This is a genomic window from Kiloniella laminariae, assembly GCF_027214005.1.
GTDB classification, from domain to species: Bacteria; Pseudomonadota; Alphaproteobacteria; order Kiloniellales; family Kiloniellaceae; genus Kiloniella; species Kiloniella laminariae_A.
Genome location: NZ_JAPWGY010000001.1, coordinates 922,478 through 941,219 on the forward strand (window position 1 = coordinate 922,478; position 18,742 = coordinate 941,219).

Consider the following 18,742-nt stretch of genomic DNA (forward strand, 5'->3'; position numbering starts at 1 on the left):
CTGGTCCCTTCGTTGTATTGGATCATGGGGATAGATCTTCCGCGCCTTGGCGGCCTCTGGAATTCTCAGTTGATGACTGCTTATGGCACAAAGCAGTCTTTTAATTACTGCCTGACAGGTTTCCGTCAAACCTGCTCTACCAGAAAAAACTCTCCCCTAAACCCAGTCGACGGCGGATTTGGGGGCGAGGAGGATGGCGAGGTCGCGGGGGTGGGTCAGGGCGCTGTAGAGGGTTTGTTTTTCCTCTGGCGTGGGGGCGCCCGGGAAGTTCGGGGTGTCTGTTGCGCTGGCTGTGCCTTTGTTGCCGCTTTTTGCCGGGGTCGGGGCGATGATCAGGGCGGCGGTGCTTTGCTGGGCGCGGCTGCGCGGCGCGTGCAGGGCGTAGGCAAGGGACAGGCGGTCGAGTTCGTCAAAGGCGAGGTCGTGGCTTTTGCCCTGGAAGTCGATGGTCACCCGGCCTGTGTCGAGCCTCGGGCCACTATCCAACTGGGGGCCAGTCTCCAGCCGGGGGGCTGCATCCAACTGCGGACCCGTGTCCGGTCGGGAGTTGTTTTCCAGATTTTGCGCGGATTCAGATGTCGCGTCTGTTGCCGCTTCTGTTACTGGTGACGTTCCGGCGGTCAGGGCGGCGGTGGCGGATACAGGCCGGGCAGACTGTGGGGTCAGGGGCGGCAGGTCATCGCGGGTGATGTCCTTGATGATACCACAGTCGCCCGCGAGCAGGTCGCGCTCGGGGTCATTATCGCTCACTGTAACCTTGTCACCAACCCTGAAACGCCAGCCGAAACGATCGACAAACAGGCCGTCTTCGGGCGGGTTGAGCAGCTGTTGCAGCCGCAGGTTCAGCTTGCGCGGGCCAAGCTCGCCGACCGCGGAAAGACAGATGATCTGCAGGTCCCTGAGCGGATCAAGCTTGAAGGATTTTGGCAGGCGGTTGGTGATGATTTCGGTGATCTTGCGCAGGCTGTCGGCCGGATCTGCGGCCTCGACCAGATAAAAGCTGCCCTGGGCGTTGGGCCCGGTTTTCAGGGTCACGGGCTTGCCATCCTTGATCCGCGAGGGGTGGGGATGTTTGTCCTCGGCGATTTTTTGCTGCATTTCTGCAGCTGGCTTTTCGCGCTTCAGGTTGGGCGGTCTGCCGTGGAACAGGCGCAGCTGGTTATCGGACAGGCGGTTGTGTTCCAGCTCTGGCGGCAGATCCCACAGCGCCAGCCAGGGCACATCGGCCTGACGGGTCAGTTCTTCAAGCACCCGGCCCGATCCGGCGGCGGGCAGGCGGGTCATGTCATCGATCAGCAGCAGTCCGGCGTCTTCGGGCAGGGCGTCGAGTGCCGCCAGCAGCAGGGCGCGATCCATCAGCGCGGCAGAGGTAATCACCAGCAGCTGGCAGTCCAGCGGCTTGCGGTTTGTGTGTTTGAAGCTGCCTGTTTTGACGTTGTAATCCAGCAGCTTGACCAGAGAGGTGACGCCGAGGTCCTTGAGTGCCGGGTCTTTTGCCAGATCACGGGTCAGCGCGCGGGCCTCGCCAGCGCTGGTCGAGGTCAGGGCGATTTTGAAGCCCTTGGCTGAAAGGATGCGCAGGAAGGCGCGGGTGACGGTCATCTTGCCTGTGTTCGGGCTGCCATTGAGCAGGCGGATCTTGCCCGTGTCGGGTTTGGCGAGCAGGCCGATCACCGTCTGTTTCTGGTTGATGGTCAGGGGGATCTTGCCCTTGTCCCGCACCCAGTCCACCGCCTTGTCGGCTTCGATATCCGCCCAGAGCGCGGTGCCAGTGCGCAAGGTCTTGAGCTGTTTGCCGATCTTTTGTTCCGCCTGCCAGTGATCGCGCAGGATCAGCTCTTCGGCCTCGTAACCAGCAGGTTTTTCTTCATAGCGTTTGCGGTCCTTGACCAGATGGATCTGTTTGTCATCCAGTTCCGCCTGAAGCGCCGCTGTCAGCAGATCCAGCGGCAGGCCGAGGCGTTTTTCCAGCTGGCTGAGCAGGGCGTTCTTGCCGCGGTAATCCGCCGCCTGGGCCAGCGCGTGATAAAGCGCGGCACGGGCGCGGGGCAGGCTGTTGGCTTCCCGGCCCAGATGCCTGGCCAGGGTATCGGCCATGTCAAAGGGCAGGCCGCGGGTGAGGCGCAGGAAACAATAGGGATCGGCGCTGAGCAGATCGGCAATCTCGGCAGCTGTCTTGTCGGGCCAGGCCTGAAGCAGGCGCAGGGCGCGGCCGGGCTCAACCCCGTGGCTGTGCAGAAAGCCGGAGAGTTCCTGCCCCCTGCGGCGTTCGTTGACCCAGTCGTTGAGCAAAGTGAGCTTGGCCTTGCTCAGGCCGAGGTCCTTGGCCTGAGCTTCCAGCTTTTCCGGTTGCTCGCAGATGACGGTGAAAGTCTCCGGCCCAAAGCTTTCCGCCAGCTGCTTGGCCGCCTTGGCCCCCAGTCCCCTGATCATGCCGCCGGAGAGCTGTTTTTCTATGCTGGCGATCTGGCGCTCGCGGACTTTCTCGGGACTTTCCGTCTTGCCCTTGCCGCCGAGATGTTCATCGAGAAAGTCGCGGCAGGTCTCAAAGTCCGAGGTATAACCCTTGGGCAGTTTGAGGCCGCGGGCGGCGGCGATGGACTTTGCCGTTTCCTTCATCTTGTCGGTCGGTTTGCCCCGTCCGGCCCCCTTGGGCATGGCAACCCCGGTGTTGATCTTGGGGGCCGAGGCGGCGTTGGTCTTGATGATGTTGATCAGGCGGGCGGTGTCGTTGCCGATATCATCCCAGACCTTGCGGGCCGACTGTTTGCCCTCAAGCACGTCATCAAGATGCATTTCCCAGATCGCGGTCACGCCGGGATCAACCAGTTCAGGCGCGGCGGTCTTCAGCGTGGTGTAAAGCGTCAGGCCTGCCTCGGTCGGGATGATGTGCTTGCCGCTCTGGGCCAGAAAGTTCTGTACCTTCAGCCCGGTGATCACCGAGGCACGGGTGGCCGGGGTGCCGATGCCCTTGGCTTCCTTGAGCCGTTCTTTCAGCTCCTTGTCCTCGACAAAACGCCAGGCGTTCTGCATGGCATCAATCAGCGTGCCTTCGTTATATCTGGGCGGGGCCTTGGTTTTTTTGCTGTCGGTGGTCACGGGGGTCAGCGTGGCCAGGTCGCCGTCCTGCACCGGGGGCAGCTCGCGCCCGTCTTCGCTGGCGTCCTCGTCCTTTTTCTCCATCACATCGGTGTAGACCGCTTTCCAGCCCGGCTCCTTGGGAATGTTCCCCGTGACCTTGAAGTCGAGGATCTTTTCCTTTCCCGCGCTGCCGTCCGGATTGGGCAGCGTCACAGGCACATCCATGGCCACGGTGGTGGACTCATAGATATAATCCGGCAGGAGAATGGCGAGGTAGGAACTGGCGACCAGATCAAACATGCGTTGTTCGTCTTCGGTCAGGCGCGGATAGATCGTGGTGATCCGGTCCATGGTGTTCTTGTTCGGCACAATCGCGTGGTGCGAAACCCCCTTGAGCCCGGCGTCCGAGAAATGCCCGCTTTTGCCCTTGCGCACTTCGGGTTTGCTCAGGTCGATGTTCTGGTACTGCGGCAGACCCGTCAGGCCCTGAATGATCTCGCCGATGTCCTCGATCTGGTTTTCCGCCAGATAGCGAGATTCCGCGCGGGGGTAGGTCTGGATCTTCTTGCCTTCGCCGTCGTACAGTTCCTGCGCGATGTTCAGGGTCTTGTCAGCGGTCCAGCCCCAGCGGCGCGCGCAGATCTTTTGCAGTTCCGGCAGATCGAGCAGGCGCGGCGGTTTGGTCGACTTGATCTTCTTCTCGGCCTTGATCGGCCCCTGATAGCCCTCGACCGCCGCGCGCAGGGCCTCGGCCTGATCCGGGTCGAGGATCTTGTCTTTCGGCGCATGGCGCAGGTCCAGCGTGCCGCTTTCTTCCCTCGGTTCGGCCTCTGTGCCCAGCTGCAGCGTGACATTGGCCGTGGCGACGAGGTGGAAATAGTCCTGGGGTGTGAAGTCCCTGATTTCCAGCTCGCGCATGCAGACAATCGCCATGGTCGGGGTCTTGACCCGGCCAATGCCGATGGCCCCGTACTGTCCGGGCTGTTTCAAGGCCACCGTCGCCGCGCGGGTCAGCGACAGGTTATAGACCTGATCGGCCTGCTGGCGCACAATCGCCGCCTGTCCGAGATTGAAATACTTCTCGTTCGGTTCCAGATGGGCAAAGGCATGACGCAGGGTCTTTTCATCCTGCGCGGTGAACATGGCCCGTTCGACCTTGCCGGAAAACTTGTAGTGTCGCAGGATTTCTTCGCCGATCAGCTGGCCTTCGCGGTCACAGTCGGTCGCGATAATGACGCGGGTGGCGGTCTTGAGCGCATCGGCAATGGCCTGCAGCTTTGACTTGGCCGAGGGCGAGGCATCGGGCGCGGGGCAGGTGGGGTAAAAATCATCGGGCTTGAGCAGATCAAAGGACCAGCGCCCCCAGCTGCTTTCGACCTGCTGCGGTTCCTGCAGACTCAGCAGGTGACCCTCTGCCGGAAGAATGCGCCCGTAGTCATTGCCAATCGCCGCCTGGACATCCCGCTTCTGAGAGGTCTTTTCCGTAATAACTATGGTCGACAATCCGCAATCCTTAACTCACTAACCCAACCGTCCATGCTTTTAGCCCAAAGCCGACAAAAGCATAAGTCCCTAATAGAGATTTTTTTAACCCGGGGAGTTATGAGGATGGGTTTTGGTGGCGGTTTTGTCTTGGTGATTTTATCTGGCCGGTTTTGGACTTTGTCAGTCCGGGCTGGTTCGGGAGGACGGTCAGGAGTGACGAGCAGCGGGGATGGGCGCAGAAGGGACGGGGGAACCGCCTTTTCCGAAAGGGAATGCTTCCCTTCCGGGTCCTCCCGATAATGTACCGTTGCTTTTTTCTATCTCAGGCTGCATTGTTTTTGTGTGATTTCAATCGGGGTATGGGGATGCAGGTGAGGCAGGCACAAAAAAGCCAGTGGGTTGTTGAGTTCAGAAGAACGTTTTCCCCACGATTTTTGTTGATGAGCGGCCTGATGACGGCTGGATTGTTGGGGATGAAAGTGCCTGCCGTGTCTGCTGCGGAAACATTGCCAGAGTTTACCGAAGCTGTGGCCTATCAATGTGCGTTTTACAATCTTGATGATCTTGAGACAGACGCAGGGAGCTGTCGGGATTTCTTTTTGCAGGCCCGCGTGATTATCGATCCGCTTTTTGGGGTTTTTGATCCTGCTGTTTACAAAGATCTCGCTGGCAAGCTTGGTCTGAATGAAAGGGTTGCCTCCAGTCTTCTTTTCTTTTCAACTCCTGAAGGGAGGGAGCGCCAGCAACAAAGGTGGAATGACAGTGCTGCCCAGAGCATGTTGCAACAACTGGTGCTGCTGGCTGAAGTTCGTAAGGCCGATTGGCCCGAAATCACCGGATTTGCAGAGCTCAGGAGAAAAATATCAGATGGTGAAGCAAATCGTTTTCATAAAGATTATATCAATCTGTTCAAAGAGCTTGAGGTGATCGGGCAAAAGGAACTGTCGGCGAACCCGGTTATGGCTTCTGCCCTTTATTCGGTTTTGGGTGCTGATGCCCTGACCATTTATAACACTAGCCAGGGGCGTCAGCTGGAAGCCGCCCGGTACTATGGCAAGGCCGCGGAAGCTGTCGCGGGAATATCAGACTATCACCGGTATCTGTTTATGCGTCGGGAAGCTTATGCACATGTTGTCTATGGTATAAGGGCCCAGGATTATGAGGAGGTTAAAACCGGAAGTGATGCCTATAATACCCTCTCGTTACGACTGATACTCCAAGGTGTTGCCGATGAGGGAAGCTATTGGCCCGAAACCATGATGGGCTATGCATATGTGCAGTCCATCCTTGCGGCCATGACGGGTGATCCTTCCTATTATGCAGAGGCCCTTGAGGCTTATCAGGAGGTTGTTGCGGCAAGCTCACCAGAAAATCATTTGCCAGAAAATCATTTGCCAGAAAATCATTTGTATGACTGGGCGGCTGCCCAATTTGCAATGGCCGGAATTGAATATAACCTGGCCGAATTGACCGGAATAAACAGACATCTTGTTGCCTCTGTCGCCAGATATCAGGACGTCATGACGGCTTTGCCGAATAGCTCCTGGTTCTGGAAAGATGCTTTGCGAGGGCAGATTAAAGGCCTAAATCTCTTGATGGCTGTAGAAAATAACTCGGATTATCTTGAAGAAGCCCTTGTTGCTTTTGAGCTGCTGGACAGCCTCGTAATTGATGATGAAGACATCTATAGTAAAATTTACTGGGCAGAAGGAAAAGACGGGCATGGCTCCATCCTTCACAGACTGGGCGTTGCCAAGAAGAAAACTGATTATTTGAGGCAGGCCTTGCGGATCAAAGCTGATGCCTATCAATTCTATCTTGATAATCCTGATATCAGCAAATCAATCGCGGCCAGTTCAAACTTTGATCCTGAAAAACCGGGATATGAAGAGCAACTGGGGTTAATCCAGAAAGATATCGCCCGCATTCAATCCGATTTAAAAAATCTGGAACAGGGTAATTGAGTTTGTGAAAATGGGGCGGCCGGGAGTGACGAGCAGCGGGGATGGGCGCAGAAGGGACGGGGGAACCGCCTTTTCCGAAAGGGAATGCTTCCCTTCCGGGCCATCCGGTTTTGATTATGTTGTCTTGTGCATGATGAATTGAGTGGCGGCTCTAGCTCGCTTAAAATTCTGTTCAGTCTATTGATCTTGAACGGTTTTGGAGGGGTTGTGCAGCAGAAGTCAAAACCGGAAGCCGGGAAGGCCGGTGCGTCAGATCCTGACAAGGCATCTGAAAATCTACAGACGAAGTCCACCGTAAAGTCCAGAGTAAAGCCCAACACAAGATTATCTGTGCGGCAAAGCCGCTTTGTTGCGGAGTATCTGATTGATCTCAATGCCACACAGGCGGCGATCCGGGCGGGCTATTCCGAGGCGGGAGCGCAGCAGAGCGGCAGCCGGGTTCTGTCCATGCCAGCGGTGCGCTTGGCGGTGGATCAGGCGTTGGCGGAACGATCCGAACGGCTGAAGATTGATGCGGACTATGTATTGCGCGGGGCGGTCGAGCTGTTCGAACGCTGTATGCAGCGCAGCCCGGTGCCTGATGCGGCGGGGGAATACAAGTTCCAGTACGCCGGGGCGGGCAAGGCGCTGGAGCTGATCGGCAAACATGTTGCGGTGCAGGCCTTCAAGGAACGCGTTGATGTCGGCATCGAAAGCGCCTTGATGGAACGCCTCGCCCGCGGGCGCAAGCGGGTGCAGGGGACAGCCCCCGACAAGGCCGACTGACCCGCCTTGCGGGCTTGTTTAAGAGATTTCATAACATCACAGGATTGGAACCGCCTATGGCCAGGGTTGATCTGGACATTGCCGAGGATTGTGCGCGTTTTTATGCTGATCCGCTGGGGTTTGTGCTTTGGGCTTTTGACTGGGGCCGGGGCGATCTGGCGGATTTCGCCGGGCCGCGTGCCTGGCAGCGCGAATATCTGGCCCATCTGGGCGAGCAAATCCGCAGCAAGGGTTTTGACGGCGTGCATCCCGTTGCGCCAACCGATATTGCCACGGCATCAGGGCACGGTATTGGCAAGTCGGCCATGTCGGCCTGGCTGATCCTGTTTATTCTCTCGACCCGGCCCTTTGCCAAGGGTGTCGTGACATCGAACACCGGGGATCAGCTGCGGACCAAGACCTGGGCCGAGCTGGGCAAGTGGCATCGTCGTTGCCTGACCGGGCACTGGTTTCAGTACACCGCCAGCAAGGGCAACATGTCGCTGAGCCACAAAAGCCACGGCGAGAGCTGGCGCTGTGATGCCCAGACCTGCCGCGAGGAAAATTCCGAAAGCTTTGCCGGGCTGCACGCCGCCAACTCGACGCCCTTTTACCTGTTTGATGAAGCATCGGCAGTACCGGATAAAATCTGGGAGGTGTCGGACGGGGGCCTGACCGATGGCGAACCGATGCGTTTTGTCTTTGGCAACCCGACGCGCAATTCCGGGCGCTTTTTCGAATGTTTCAACCGCCTGCGCCACCGCTGGCACAGCCGCCAGATCGACAGCCGCGCGGTCGAAGGCACAAATGCCGCGCTGATGCAGCAGTGGGTCGAGGACTATGGCGAGGACAGCGATTTTGTTCGTGTGCGGGTGCGCGGGGTGTTCCCGCGGGCGGGCTCGACCCAGTTTATCTCTGGCCAGCTGGTGGCCGAGGCCCAGGCGCGCAACCTGCCGCCACAGGCCGGGCAGGCGATTGTTATCGGTGTCGATGTGGCAAGGTTTGGTGATGACCAGTCGGTGATCCTGATCCGTCAGGGGCGCAAGCTGCTGGAAATCCGCAAATACCGGGTTGATACCATGGCGCTGGCCAGCTTTGTGATCGAGGCCATCGGGCAGTACAAACCCGACGGGGTGCTGGTCGACGGGGTCGGGGTTGGCGGCGGTGTGGTCGATCGGCTGCACCAGCTGGGCCATGATGTGATCGACGTCAATGCCGGGGCGGCGGCGCAGGACCAGAAGACCTACCTCAACAAACGCGCCGAAATGTGGGGTCGCCTGCGCGACTGGCTCAAATCAGGCGATATTCCCGCCGACGACCCGGAACTGGAAACAGATCTGACCGGGATCGAGTACGGCTTTGATGCCAAAAACCGCCTGCAGCTGGAGAAAAAAGCCGATATGAAAAAGCGCGGCCTGCACTCGCCCGACGTCGCCGACGCGCTGGCCCTGACCTTCGCCGAACAGGTGGTCAAATGGGGCGACGATATCGGCGACTTCGATACGGCGATTATGGATTACGAACCGGGAGGGTAAGGGAGTGCAATTTGTGTAAGCTCATTAATCTTTCTGGATAATGAAGGTCTACCCAGTATTGACGTTCCTATAGAAAAATAGGTGGCAAAATTTGTTTTTGTTAATAGACCATGAATTTCTTGTGCAAGGTTTTTATCTTTGTTGTGCTTTGAGTATTCTTTGCGTTTTATTTCAAATTCTTGCTCATATAGTTCAGTATAAATTTTGTCACGTGCTAAATAAAATATTGTTTCGAAATCGGCTAACTCATCAATTGAAAAGTGATTTTCGATTTTTTTTATTACTGAATGTCTAGCCTCCTGTGCTCGTCTACATTCCTTGCTACTATAATTATTGGGAGGAAGTCGAAATCCTGGTGCCCTTGGTGGGTGAATTTGTAACCATTGCTGAATGAGAAAAAGAGCACGATCATCTCTTATATGTAATAGTTCGTGTTCGATATCAATATTGGTACACATTTCGCGATTTATTAGTATTTTATCTAATGCTAATGAAAATTGTTTATTTGAGAGGCCATATCGTTTTTTTATTATAGTTTTAATGGTGTTAAATTCTGATCGACCCCAGTCACTCCTTTTTGGTAACATCTTAGAAATGTTAAATAAATCATTTCTGGAGCATTTGGAGGTATGTGATTTTGTTTTTATTTCTCTGCAATAATCAAATGTTCTATATTTTAGATCAGATAATATTTTCGATAGTGATTTTAAACTATTTTGGAGAGTTTCAATATTAACTAATGAATAATTAGGCATACTTTTACTGCCATCTTTATTTTTGTGAAAACGTAGTTCTTGGCCATCGTTGTCAATTCGTGCGAGACTTTCAATAAATGGTCTTAATTTTATGAGGCACTGATTTATTTCCTCGTCAGGAATTGGTCCATTTATTAAATGGTTTAGGTGTGAGTTTAAATTATGATTTTTGGGGTGGCTGTGACTTAATATTTTATTTGAAACAAGATAGTCTATAGTCATCTTTAACGTTAGTTCTATCCCATGTCGGGCATTGTACAATATTGGTAATACTAATGTATCTCTTTTATGATACATGTCTTTTTCAAGAATTATATTAGCTAGTTCCTGTGCTGCACCAATATACCCATCTACGTAATTTTCTTCATACCCTTGTTTTCCAATGAGCGCATTCCAGTTAGAATCTTCCGGCAGAGCAAAAAATGGATCATCACTCAAGGTTTATTATTCCTAGTTCTTTAGTGTCATAATTTTTTCTGAATCTATTATATTCAATAAAAAACTACCATGTTGAGATGATTGAACGAAATCAATAACCCCGGATTTTCAGGTATTCGTCGTAGAGGCCGATGGCTTTGAGGCTGCATTCCATCGGGTCGTAGCCGCTGCTGAGCGGGGTGAAGCTGCTTGCCTCGGTGGCCAGGGTCTTCCGGTCTTCTGCTGTCAGACTGATCCCCTGGGCTATTTTGTTAAAGCTGTCGCGGTGGGCCGGGGTCAGGATATTTTCCCAGCTGTGTTTGTTGTCGCAGGCACAGGCGGTGACCTGTTCGCGCAGGGTAATGTTCATGGACCTGTCGGCCATTTCTTGCGTGAAATCCCGGTATTCAGGCGGGACACTGTCCAGCATGTTTTTGAGGTTCTGCTGCCCCTGTTCTGTCTTCATAACATTTTTCTTCACCTGGGCTTCGTTCATGCAGGCGATATAGCCCATGGCTTCACCGGGTTCGGTAAAGTGGGTCGACAGGCTTTGGAGGGGGATCAGAAGAGCCGGGGGATAGACGGTGAAGTCGTTTGTCAGATGGTGCTTTTCGTTTGCGAGAAATTCCTGTGCCTCGGGCGGCAGGGACTGCATCTGTTCCAGCCAGATCGCGGTCTGGCGCTCCAGCCCGTTGATATCGGCCTGCGCAAGGGAAGGGGTCTGGGAAGGCAGCAGGACAGTGGCCGTCAGTAACAGCGCCTTGATCGTTGGTTTCATAAAAATATCCCCCAATAGTTGTGTCGAGCTTAGGGGGTGTTGACAAAAGACGCAAGAGGGGTCGCCCCCCGTAATTACGAGAGGAGAGCGGTTGCTGTCGAGAGGGTTTATGTCCCTGGAATAGGCGGCGTTATCTGACAATCGCGTAATAATGGGTCACAAACACACGGGCGGCGATGTTTAGATGGTATTTCTGGAGTTTCTCGCTATTCAAAGGGATATGTTGAGGGGAGGCGAAGAGGGTAACCTTGACAGTACGGGGCGCCGACCAGGACAGGATCTTTGCCGTGACGTGAAAGTTGATCAATCCAGCCAGAGCGTCTGAATATGTCGCAAGAACCATGTCTTTGCCTGTTCCATCGGATTGAAACTTTCCCGGGCTGCTGCTGAGGGCGATGGTGATCCCTGCGATGGCGGGGACGACAAAGTCGGTTTTATCGGCGGTGTCCAACAGGCGCCAGACTTCGGGTAGTTTCATGACGAGCGGATCTCGGGAAAACAGGTCTTTCATGGGAAAGCTTTTGGCCAAAATGAATTCATCCACCTGACAGACATGAAAATCCCCGCGCCTTGAAAAGGCTTTGTTGACCAGATCAAAAGTATCAGGACGGGTCAATTCGGCTCTTTTGGCGAGGGCTTTGAAAATCAGGATCAATGTTTCTGCCAGATCTTTCGGGTCCCGGCCAATAACCGCTTTCTGAATGGCGCCCTCAACAAAGCCCGGTGAGGCCGGCTTGAAAGTCAGTTGTTCGGAAAGCTGGATAAGCGTTTGCTGCAAGGCTTGCCGGAAGCGGTTGAAATCACCGAGGTTCTCACTTGCTATGGCCTGGGGCTCAAGATAGGCAAGATAGGCTTCAAGCAAGTCCGGGTCAGGTGGAGCGGGATCCTGGACAAGGGATTGCAGGTATTGGCAGAGCCGTCCCGCCAGATCAGGGGAGAGTTGCTCGAGCCGATCAGGCAAGGCTTCTGTCGCGTAGGCCTGCATATAGTCAAAAAAATCGTGTGCAATTTCCGTCCCGTCCATTTCCAGAGAAAGGCGTTCTTGAGACAGGGTAATTGTGGCGTGATCCGGGTGTTTTGTCATCTGTGGTTCTCCTTGTGAAAATATTCAAAAAATATTTAAACAGCGGATGAGCTGCAGATGTTCAGTGTGACGCCACTTGTGGTTGCTGCCAAGTTTCAAGCCCGGTATCCGGGATCAGTATCCCGAATTATCGTCTTCGTCCTCGCCATCAAACGATCGGGCGAGGAAAAACAGGCCGGGCAGGGCGATGTAAAGAGTCAGCAGAACAAGTATCAGATCAGAAAGATGATAGGAAAAGACCGGTCGGTCGATAAAGATCAGATAGCCAAGCAACAGACCATAGGTCGCCGCGAGGACACCGCTGCACGCCGGAGAGACCCGTTCGCTGATCCAGACCGCCAGACCGACATGGGGGAAAAGCAGGTAAAGCAGTCCTTCAAGTATGTGTCGTCGGTAGGTCATCTGGTGCCATTAAACTGTTGCTACGGTTGTGAGAAGAAGGCCTGCCTTGTGTGCGGAGCATGGTGGCGGGGCAAGGGCAGCGTTGTCAAGAAAGCAAAAGCCGGAACCGGGAGAGGGCAGATTTTATCGGAGCAGCAGTCCAGATACTTTGTGGAAGTTGGAAGTAATACCTACACTTTTCCGGGATAACTGCGTTAGGGATTTGGTATAGGTGAGGGTTTTTCAGCTATTGGGGCTGGCTTTGTAATATCGGCTGTCGGTGTCACTTTCTGCTTCGCAGCGTTTTTCGATGACTATCTGCTCGACATCATTTTGTGTGATCGACTTACTGCTGTCTCCTTCTTTTGTGCAAATCAGCACAGGTGGTGTTGTGGGAGAGACATGGGTCTGTTTGCTTTTTTTTGAGGTAGTTCCTGTGTTGCCATCAGGATTAGCATTGCCATAGCTAGGTTCTTCCAGGCTGGAAGTAACCTTGTTGGTCGTATGGACTCCCAGTTTTACACCAACCTGAACCAGCGGGTCCAAGCAAGCGGTCAGTGAGGTGGCGAGAAATAGTGCAAAAAATATCCGGACAGACATGGACTGGTTCCTTTTTTCTGCCTCCAAAATGAAAGCAGAGCAAAAAAGAGTCAATCATCAACCATAAGGAGATTCGATAATGCCAAAAGGATCAAGCCGCGGTGCGAGAGGTACTGGTAGTCATAGCAATACTGGCAACAAAGATCTGGCAGATCGCGCAGGCAGGGGCGGAAGTGACGCGACAGGAAACGGGCGCTCGGATAATTTCAACAGTAATCGGAGCATTGCAACGCGTGAGCTGAATAAACCGCCAAGCGAGAGAACAACAACCAAAGCCAAGGCTAAACAAGCCACTTTGGCGTCGCTTGATCAGTTCTTTGATGAGGAGGATGCTGCACTCAACGGCCTTTCCAGAATTCCTGATGTAATGGGGGGCGGTTGGAAAACCGAGGCTGAAGCCTATACCCCCGAGCAGCTTGAAGAGATGGGAAAAGCGAGGGGATATGAGACGATTACCGAGAATTCCCGGCGGGCAATCGCCAGGCATCGTAGTCCCTTTGCAGCATTTATGCACAGGCTTGGATCTTTTTTTATGCCGGGCGTGGATTCACATTTAAGCCTTGATCCGAAAACCGGGCAGCTGGCAAGTGTGGATCAGTTCGATGCGGTTGGGCTTGGATTGGGACTTGCTGGCGGGAGAGGGGCTCCCGGAGTTAACCAGTTTGCCAACTATGCCTATGCCGGACTGAATGAGCTGGGCATTCAGGCCCCGACCAATACCTCGACCCGAGCACTCTCGGATTTCAGAAATGGCAAACAGGTATCAGGGATCAAGTCCGGCTATGGGTCCGGAAATCTGTCCGGCCTTTCTGAAGCAGGTTCAGGTGGTGGATTGCGCGAAAGACAGGATGGCAATCAGGGGCTGGCTTCACCTGTGCAATCGCTTTATGAGCAGGCAACACAGGTTCTTTATCCCTATGCATTTGAAGAAGAAAATCCGCAGTATGGGGTCGGGGTGTCCTTTGTGCCTTCCACCGTTCGCAAGGCACCAAAGTTGTCGAGCCTGAATGCCCGGCGGGCCAGATTTGGCAAGGGATGAGGATGCTGTTCCGGGCCAGTTTTGTTTCGGCTTTGCAGGTGTTGCGTGTTAAGTATCTGTTAAGGCTTGTGTCAAAATGGGTTTATGAAAAATTAGCAGTTGCAGGCTTTCCTAATTTGGCTAGGATGCGCCCACGACTGATTGATTGTACCTGAGCGCCGTGAGGTCCTTGTGACCAAGCGGCGCTTTTGGTTTCAGGGAAGGTCCTGAGCCAATGACCCTGTATATGTTCCTGTAATGGTCAGAGGTAAAGAACGGGCGAGAAAACGGAGTGCCCCAGCTCGCGGTAAATAATTTAATCGAACATCTGTCCCAGGGCATAGCCAACCGCGGCGCTGACAAGAACCAGGATAATAGTGCTGAGCCCATAGCTGCCACCGATAAATTCAATCGTGAGCCAGCTGAAGACAAGAGCAAGTGATGCCCCGATCACTGTCCCTGCGATACCACCAAGAAATTTGCTCATAAAGCTGTTCGACGTTATTTTCCGGGTTGTTTTTTCCTCTGGCTCGACCTTGACGGCTTTTGTGTTCACGCCAGTCGTGTCGGTATAATTGTCGGCCGGTTTCAGGGCGAAGGAAATTCCGCTATGGGAAGCCGGCGTGGGGGAAACACTGCCAGAAGATGAAAGCTGTTCAATCGGTGTGGTCATGGTTCCAGTTGGCGTAAGCGGTTTGCTTTTCCAAAGGCCTAATGCGTCTTTAAGGTTGTATTGAATATTGATCTAGTAATTGATATCTGTCAAGAAATTGAATTTCAGTTATTTTATGTTTTTCAAATCAATCAATCAGGAGTTTAGCCTAGAAGAAGGGGCGCTCTAGAGTTTGATTGCGGTCAGGGTCAGGCTTTCGGCAAAGGGCTGGTCGTCTGTGATCGTCAGCTCTTGCGTCGGACCCGGTTCGAAGCCAAGCAGGGCAAGCTGTTCCGGGTCGAGGCTCAGGCGGTAATGACCGTAAGGGATGCGGTTGATAAAAAAGAACCCGTCATAGGCTGTGATGCTCTCAGCAACAAGGGTGCCTTGGCTGTCATGTACCCGTACTTTCAATCCTGTTCCAGGTTCTGCCCCTGCAGGCAAGTCAAGGTTCTGCCCGGAATTGTCGAGGCCGGGAGATCCGAGGTTTTTTGGGACGTCATCCGGAATGTCGCCCCGGGTGTTGCCTGGAATGTCATGAGGGAGATCATCGGAGATGATTTCCGGGACAGTGGGTGTTTCGCCCGGCGCCACGATTGAGGGGATTTCGGAAGTTTCCTGCGATGGATCACTTTTAAGAGGAGTTTTTGAAGGGGCTGACAAAAGAGCTATGCCGTCGATCTCGCCCGTCATGATAACGGGGAACTGAAGTGATGTGGTGGTTCCCGGACGCATGACCAGTTGTCGGGCAGGTTGGGCTGACATCCAGTAGGGGTCCTCCAGAGTGGCTTCGTTCAGGGCGATATCTACAGCCTTGTAGGGTTGCAGCCCGACAACAAAGGCGGCGCCTTCCTGATCTGTCGTGGTTTCTCGAGGAAGGCGCGTGCCTGAAAATCCGGCGTTCTCGATGGCTTCATCGCCGGGGCCGAACTGTCCGTCGTTGTCACGATCAAGAAAAACCTGTGCGCTGACAGCACTTTGCCGGGCAAAAGGTCTGCCGCGAACTTCGATGGTATCATTGGCAGGGTTGTGGCCAAAGCTGAAGGACAAGCCGAGGCGGGCGCTGTAATCGCCCTTGCTGTCGGCATCGACGTTAAGACCGAGGTAAAAATTTTCATACTGTCGGTTCAGGCCCAGGCTGGCCGTGGTGATACTTTCTTCGCCGCGAGAATGGCGCAGGCCTGCCCGGGCCCCCATATCCTGATTAATACGCCAGTCCGTGGTAAAGGCAGCCAGGGTGAACTGTGAGTCCGGAGCGACATCAAACCCGAGTTCGCCGCGCAGGCGGAAATCATCAACCAGAGTGCTGACCAGCAAACGGGCGTCGCTTTGGGTTTCCTGATCACGGGATAAACGGGTATTGGAAGAAAGCGCGAGGTTCAGAGGACGGACAACGGTTGAGAGGCGATTGAAAATAGTGGTTTGCCAATTGCCGTCTTCGCCTCGCTCATGGGCGATGGAGGCCGAAACCGGTTGATGTCCAAGCCCGAAATCGGGAAGGTGCCCATTAATTCTTGCCGTTGTGCTGCTGCGAAGATGATTGTCGGCAGTCCCGCTTCCTGATTGTTCCGAATGGAAATCCTGGTACCAGACCTGTTCGCCAAAAAGCGACCAGGACCCAAGCTGGGTCTGCGCCCGTCCCCCAATGGCCAGGCCGCCCGTATCATCAATGGCCAGATCGAGATTGCCGAGGGTGCCAAAGAGGGTAGTCTGTGCGCCAGTCGAGAGGTACTGCCGTCGCTCGCCGTCTACCGAGAGCAAGGCGAGACCTGCTGTGACAGAAAGGGTTTCGCCTAATCCGTGTTCTGCCTGAAAGATGAAGCGGTTTTCACCATCATCCGTCTTGCTGTTCTGCTGGTCGTCAAAGGAGATCAGGTCACGGTTGGCCTGGTTAAAGGCAAGGCGAAATGAAGTCCGGTCCGGTTCAGCCAGTTCCGGCGAGACAAAATAGCGTTCATATTCTTCACGTTTCTGTCCCTGTGGACCAAAAAATACCAGGCGAAATTCGTTGAAGCCGGAGAGTGTGGGCAGGTTGACGAATTCATATCTGCCATTGCCGATATCCTGGTCAGTCTGAAAGTCAAGTAATTCGCCGTTGCGGTAAACTTCGACCTCCCAGCCGATCGGCAGTTCTCCACGGAGGGTGACACGGTTGGTCTGTTCCAACCGGTCAAGATCAAATGACGAGATCTCGAACCCCCGCCCGACAGCGTTTTGAGCTACCAGAGGCAGATCAGGGGTTGAGACGTCGCCGATGGTAAAAGAGCGGGCATCGAGAGGCCCCAGTAGCCCGCCGCTCAGAGATTGGCGTCCCATACGCAGGCGCATGTTCGGGTTTTCAAGATCTGTACTGGCAATGGTGGTCGCTTCGCTGTCCAGTCCGCCGATGATCCCGGCAACCGTGGTCGTCTGGCGGGCTTGTCCCTGTCGTTCGTTTGCCGTGTTCCGACCGGAGATCTGGATGCTGGTATCAACGAAAGGCCATTCGAACCAGTCGTTTTCCGGCTCTATCCTTTGCAGTTTTTTTGTCACCTGGGGATCTGTCAGGTGGGCGCGACGGATCTCGCGGGCAATACGTTCCTGAAGCGGCAAGGGTTCGAGGGGGCGGATGGAGATCTGAAGTTCCTGAAACTGGACCTCGAGCAGAAGGGGAAACCAGCTTTCCAGTTCTGACAAAGACACATAGAGATCGTCGGGGTGACGTTCAACGCGGCCTGGCGTGATCGGACGGACACGACCTTCTATGCTTACCCGGCTGGTGTGAAGGTCGAGAGAGAAGGCCCGGTCATCATTAAGATACCAGCCTGAAGCTGTGCCGCTTTCCGGATCGACAGTAATGGGGAATTCGAGGGCTTCCAGAAAAGAGCCGAGCGGCACAAAAGCTTCCCTGCCATCATAGAAAATCAAAAAGGCATCGCTCAGCGTATACCGCTCAAGCTGGAGGCCAAAGACAAATATCTCGTCATCCGGACGTTCTGCCCAGGTCAGGTTCCCTGCTGTCGGGGGCGGAAATGCCTCTTGCTCAAAATCTGATGGAACAGGTGAAACGGGGGTGGCGGGGGATTGGGCAGTTTGAGTGGGGGTGTTCACCCGGGTAGAGGTCTTTTGGGTTGCGAGCTTTGCAGATGCAGGGAGAAGTCTTTCATCGAGGTCCCCGGCAGTTGCCGGTTGAGGCAAGGAGCAGAGAGAAAGAACGGCTGAGATAGCCAGTAAACGCAGAAGAGGGGGAAGGTGCTGCATGGCCGGAGACCGCTGTCTGACGTCCACATCGGTTCCTAGTTTATTATCGCCTTACCTGTGGCAATGACAGGGGCCTTGTTGTCGCCACGCGGGCGGTATTCGATCAGGATATCCTGGCCTGAGGTGGTGGAGAGTTTATCCTGTATCAGTGGCATGACCACATCGCGGTAAGGTGTGGACAGGTATACAGCCACGTTGTTCAGACGTCCGACTTCTTCACCACCTGCCAGAGCAACGAGGTCTCCCCGCAGGGACTGTTTGCCGGAACGGGCGATGCGCAGGCTGATATTTTTCTCGCCATTGTGTTGTGAGGACTGAATGTTGGTCAGCTGTCCATGGGATTCCAGCTGACCATGACGAACCAGAACGGGAATGGTGATGCCGAAGATGGTCTTGATCTCGACAGAAAGTCCGGCCTGTGTTGAAGAGCTTGCTGCTTGAGGCAGGGCTTCCGGTACCTGTTGGAACAGGAGATGGGAACGGTATTCTCCTTCGGCCAATGTCGCCGGGCGGCGATAGAGAATGCGCACAGTCTGGGGCTTGCCCGGTTCCAGAGTGACCTGACGCGGGGCGTAGCGGAAGAGACCTTCGGCAAAGCCTTCGTCAGCAGCAGGCGTGCCGGTGGGATAGAGGTTACCCTGGTCATCCATACGATAGTTGATGACTGAGATACGATAGGTTTCGGGTTTGTCTCCACGGTTGGCCAGGGTCAATGCTGTGCTGCGGTTGCGACTGTCGAGCTCAACCAGCTGTGGGGTGACCACCAGACCGCCGGCAGCCTGGGCTTCTGTGTGGTAAAAAAGCGAAGAAACGAGTAACGAGAAAGAGAGGGAAAGTAAAAAACAGAGATTTACTTTGAGTTTGTTCCTGCTGCAGTGTTTCTTTTGTAATGATTCTGAATTGTTGTGAACTGCTGCGATGGTTTCAAGCTTGTTTTCCAATGTACTTCCCCCCGGAAGAGATCGTCTGTAAAATCGGTAGCGGCCCCGTAAAGGAGCCGCCATCGAG

13 protein-coding genes are annotated in these 18,742 nt (G+C 54.4%); 4 read left to right on the plus strand and 9 right to left on the minus strand.

The window, feature by feature from the left end:
- Positions 1–156: 156 nt before the first annotated feature.
- Positions 157–4,584 carry a DNA topoisomerase gene (locus O4H49_RS04260; RefSeq protein ID WP_269422176.1) on the minus strand — a complete coding sequence of 1,476 codons (4,428 nt, stop codon included), beginning with the start codon at positions 4,582–4,584 and terminating at the stop codon, positions 157–159.
- Between the two features lie 422 nt (positions 4,585–5,006).
- On the opposite strand from O4H49_RS04260, the gene O4H49_RS04265 reads away from it, so the two are divergent.
- The 3 genes from O4H49_RS04265 to O4H49_RS04275 all read left to right on the plus strand — a co-directional run bounded on the left by O4H49_RS04265 (position 5,007) and on the right by O4H49_RS04275 (position 8,809).
- Positions 5,007–6,530 carry a hypothetical protein gene (locus O4H49_RS04265; RefSeq protein ID WP_269422177.1) on the plus strand — a complete coding sequence of 508 codons (1,524 nt, stop codon included), beginning with the start codon at positions 5,007–5,009 and terminating at the stop codon, positions 6,528–6,530.
- Between the two features lie 207 nt (positions 6,531–6,737).
- Positions 6,738–7,295 (plus strand): terminase small subunit, encoded by a 558-nt coding sequence (locus tag O4H49_RS04270; protein ID WP_269422178.1) that lies wholly within the window; start codon positions 6,738–6,740, stop codon positions 7,293–7,295.
- Between the two features lie 56 nt (positions 7,296–7,351).
- Complete coding sequence (locus O4H49_RS04275; RefSeq protein ID WP_269422179.1) at positions 7,352–8,809, plus strand: terminase; 1,458 nt, start codon at positions 7,352–7,354, stop codon at positions 8,807–8,809.
- Here O4H49_RS04275 and O4H49_RS04280 read toward each other — a convergent pair.
- The 5 genes from O4H49_RS04280 to O4H49_RS04300 all read right to left on the minus strand — a co-directional run bounded on the left by O4H49_RS04280 (position 8,791) and on the right by O4H49_RS04300 (position 12,824).
- On the minus strand, positions 8,791–10,002 hold the full coding sequence (locus tag O4H49_RS04280) for a hypothetical protein (RefSeq protein ID WP_269422180.1): 1,212 nt from the start codon (positions 10,000–10,002) through the stop codon (positions 8,791–8,793). The genes O4H49_RS04275 and O4H49_RS04280 overlap by 19 nt on opposite strands.
- A 91-nt stretch (positions 10,003–10,093) precedes the next feature.
- The gene (locus O4H49_RS04285; RefSeq protein ID WP_269422181.1) at positions 10,094–10,759 is read right to left on the minus strand and encodes a hypothetical protein; all 666 of its coding nucleotides are present in this window, start codon (positions 10,757–10,759) and stop codon (positions 10,094–10,096) included.
- Between the two features lie 130 nt (positions 10,760–10,889).
- On the minus strand, positions 10,890–11,843 hold the full coding sequence (locus tag O4H49_RS04290; protein ID WP_269422182.1) for a hypothetical protein: 954 nt from the start codon (positions 11,841–11,843) through the stop codon (positions 10,890–10,892).
- Between the two features lie 114 nt (positions 11,844–11,957).
- Positions 11,958–12,245 (minus strand): hypothetical protein, encoded by a 288-nt coding sequence (locus O4H49_RS04295; RefSeq protein ID WP_269422183.1) that lies wholly within the window; start codon positions 12,243–12,245, stop codon positions 11,958–11,960.
- Positions 12,246–12,467: 222 nt separating this feature from the next.
- Positions 12,468–12,824, minus strand: a complete 357-nt coding sequence (locus tag O4H49_RS04300) for a hypothetical protein (protein ID WP_269422184.1) — start codon at positions 12,822–12,824, stop codon at positions 12,468–12,470.
- Between the two features lie 79 nt (positions 12,825–12,903).
- On the opposite strand from O4H49_RS04300, the gene O4H49_RS04305 reads away from it, so the two are divergent.
- Positions 12,904–13,863: a hypothetical protein gene (locus O4H49_RS04305; RefSeq protein ID WP_269422185.1), complete on the plus strand. Its 960-nt coding sequence runs from the start codon at positions 12,904–12,906 to the stop codon at positions 13,861–13,863.
- A gap of 295 nt (positions 13,864–14,158) precedes the next feature.
- Here the strand turns inward: O4H49_RS04305 and O4H49_RS04310 are convergent, their stop codons facing one another.
- The 3 genes from O4H49_RS04310 to O4H49_RS04320 form a co-directional block, all read right to left on the minus strand.
- A complete protein-coding gene (locus O4H49_RS04310; protein ID WP_269422186.1) occupies positions 14,159–14,515 on the minus strand; it encodes a hypothetical protein in 357 nt (118 codons plus the stop codon).
- Positions 14,516–14,680: 165 nt separating this feature from the next.
- Positions 14,681–17,761, minus strand: a complete 3,081-nt coding sequence (locus O4H49_RS04315) for a hypothetical protein (protein ID WP_269422187.1) — start codon at positions 17,759–17,761, stop codon at positions 14,681–14,683.
- Positions 17,762–17,769: 8 nt separating this feature from the next.
- Positions 17,770–18,675 carry a molecular chaperone gene (locus tag O4H49_RS04320; protein WP_269422188.1) on the minus strand — a complete coding sequence of 302 codons (906 nt, stop codon included), beginning with the start codon at positions 18,673–18,675 and terminating at the stop codon, positions 17,770–17,772.
- Positions 18,676–18,742: the final 67 nt, after the last annotated feature.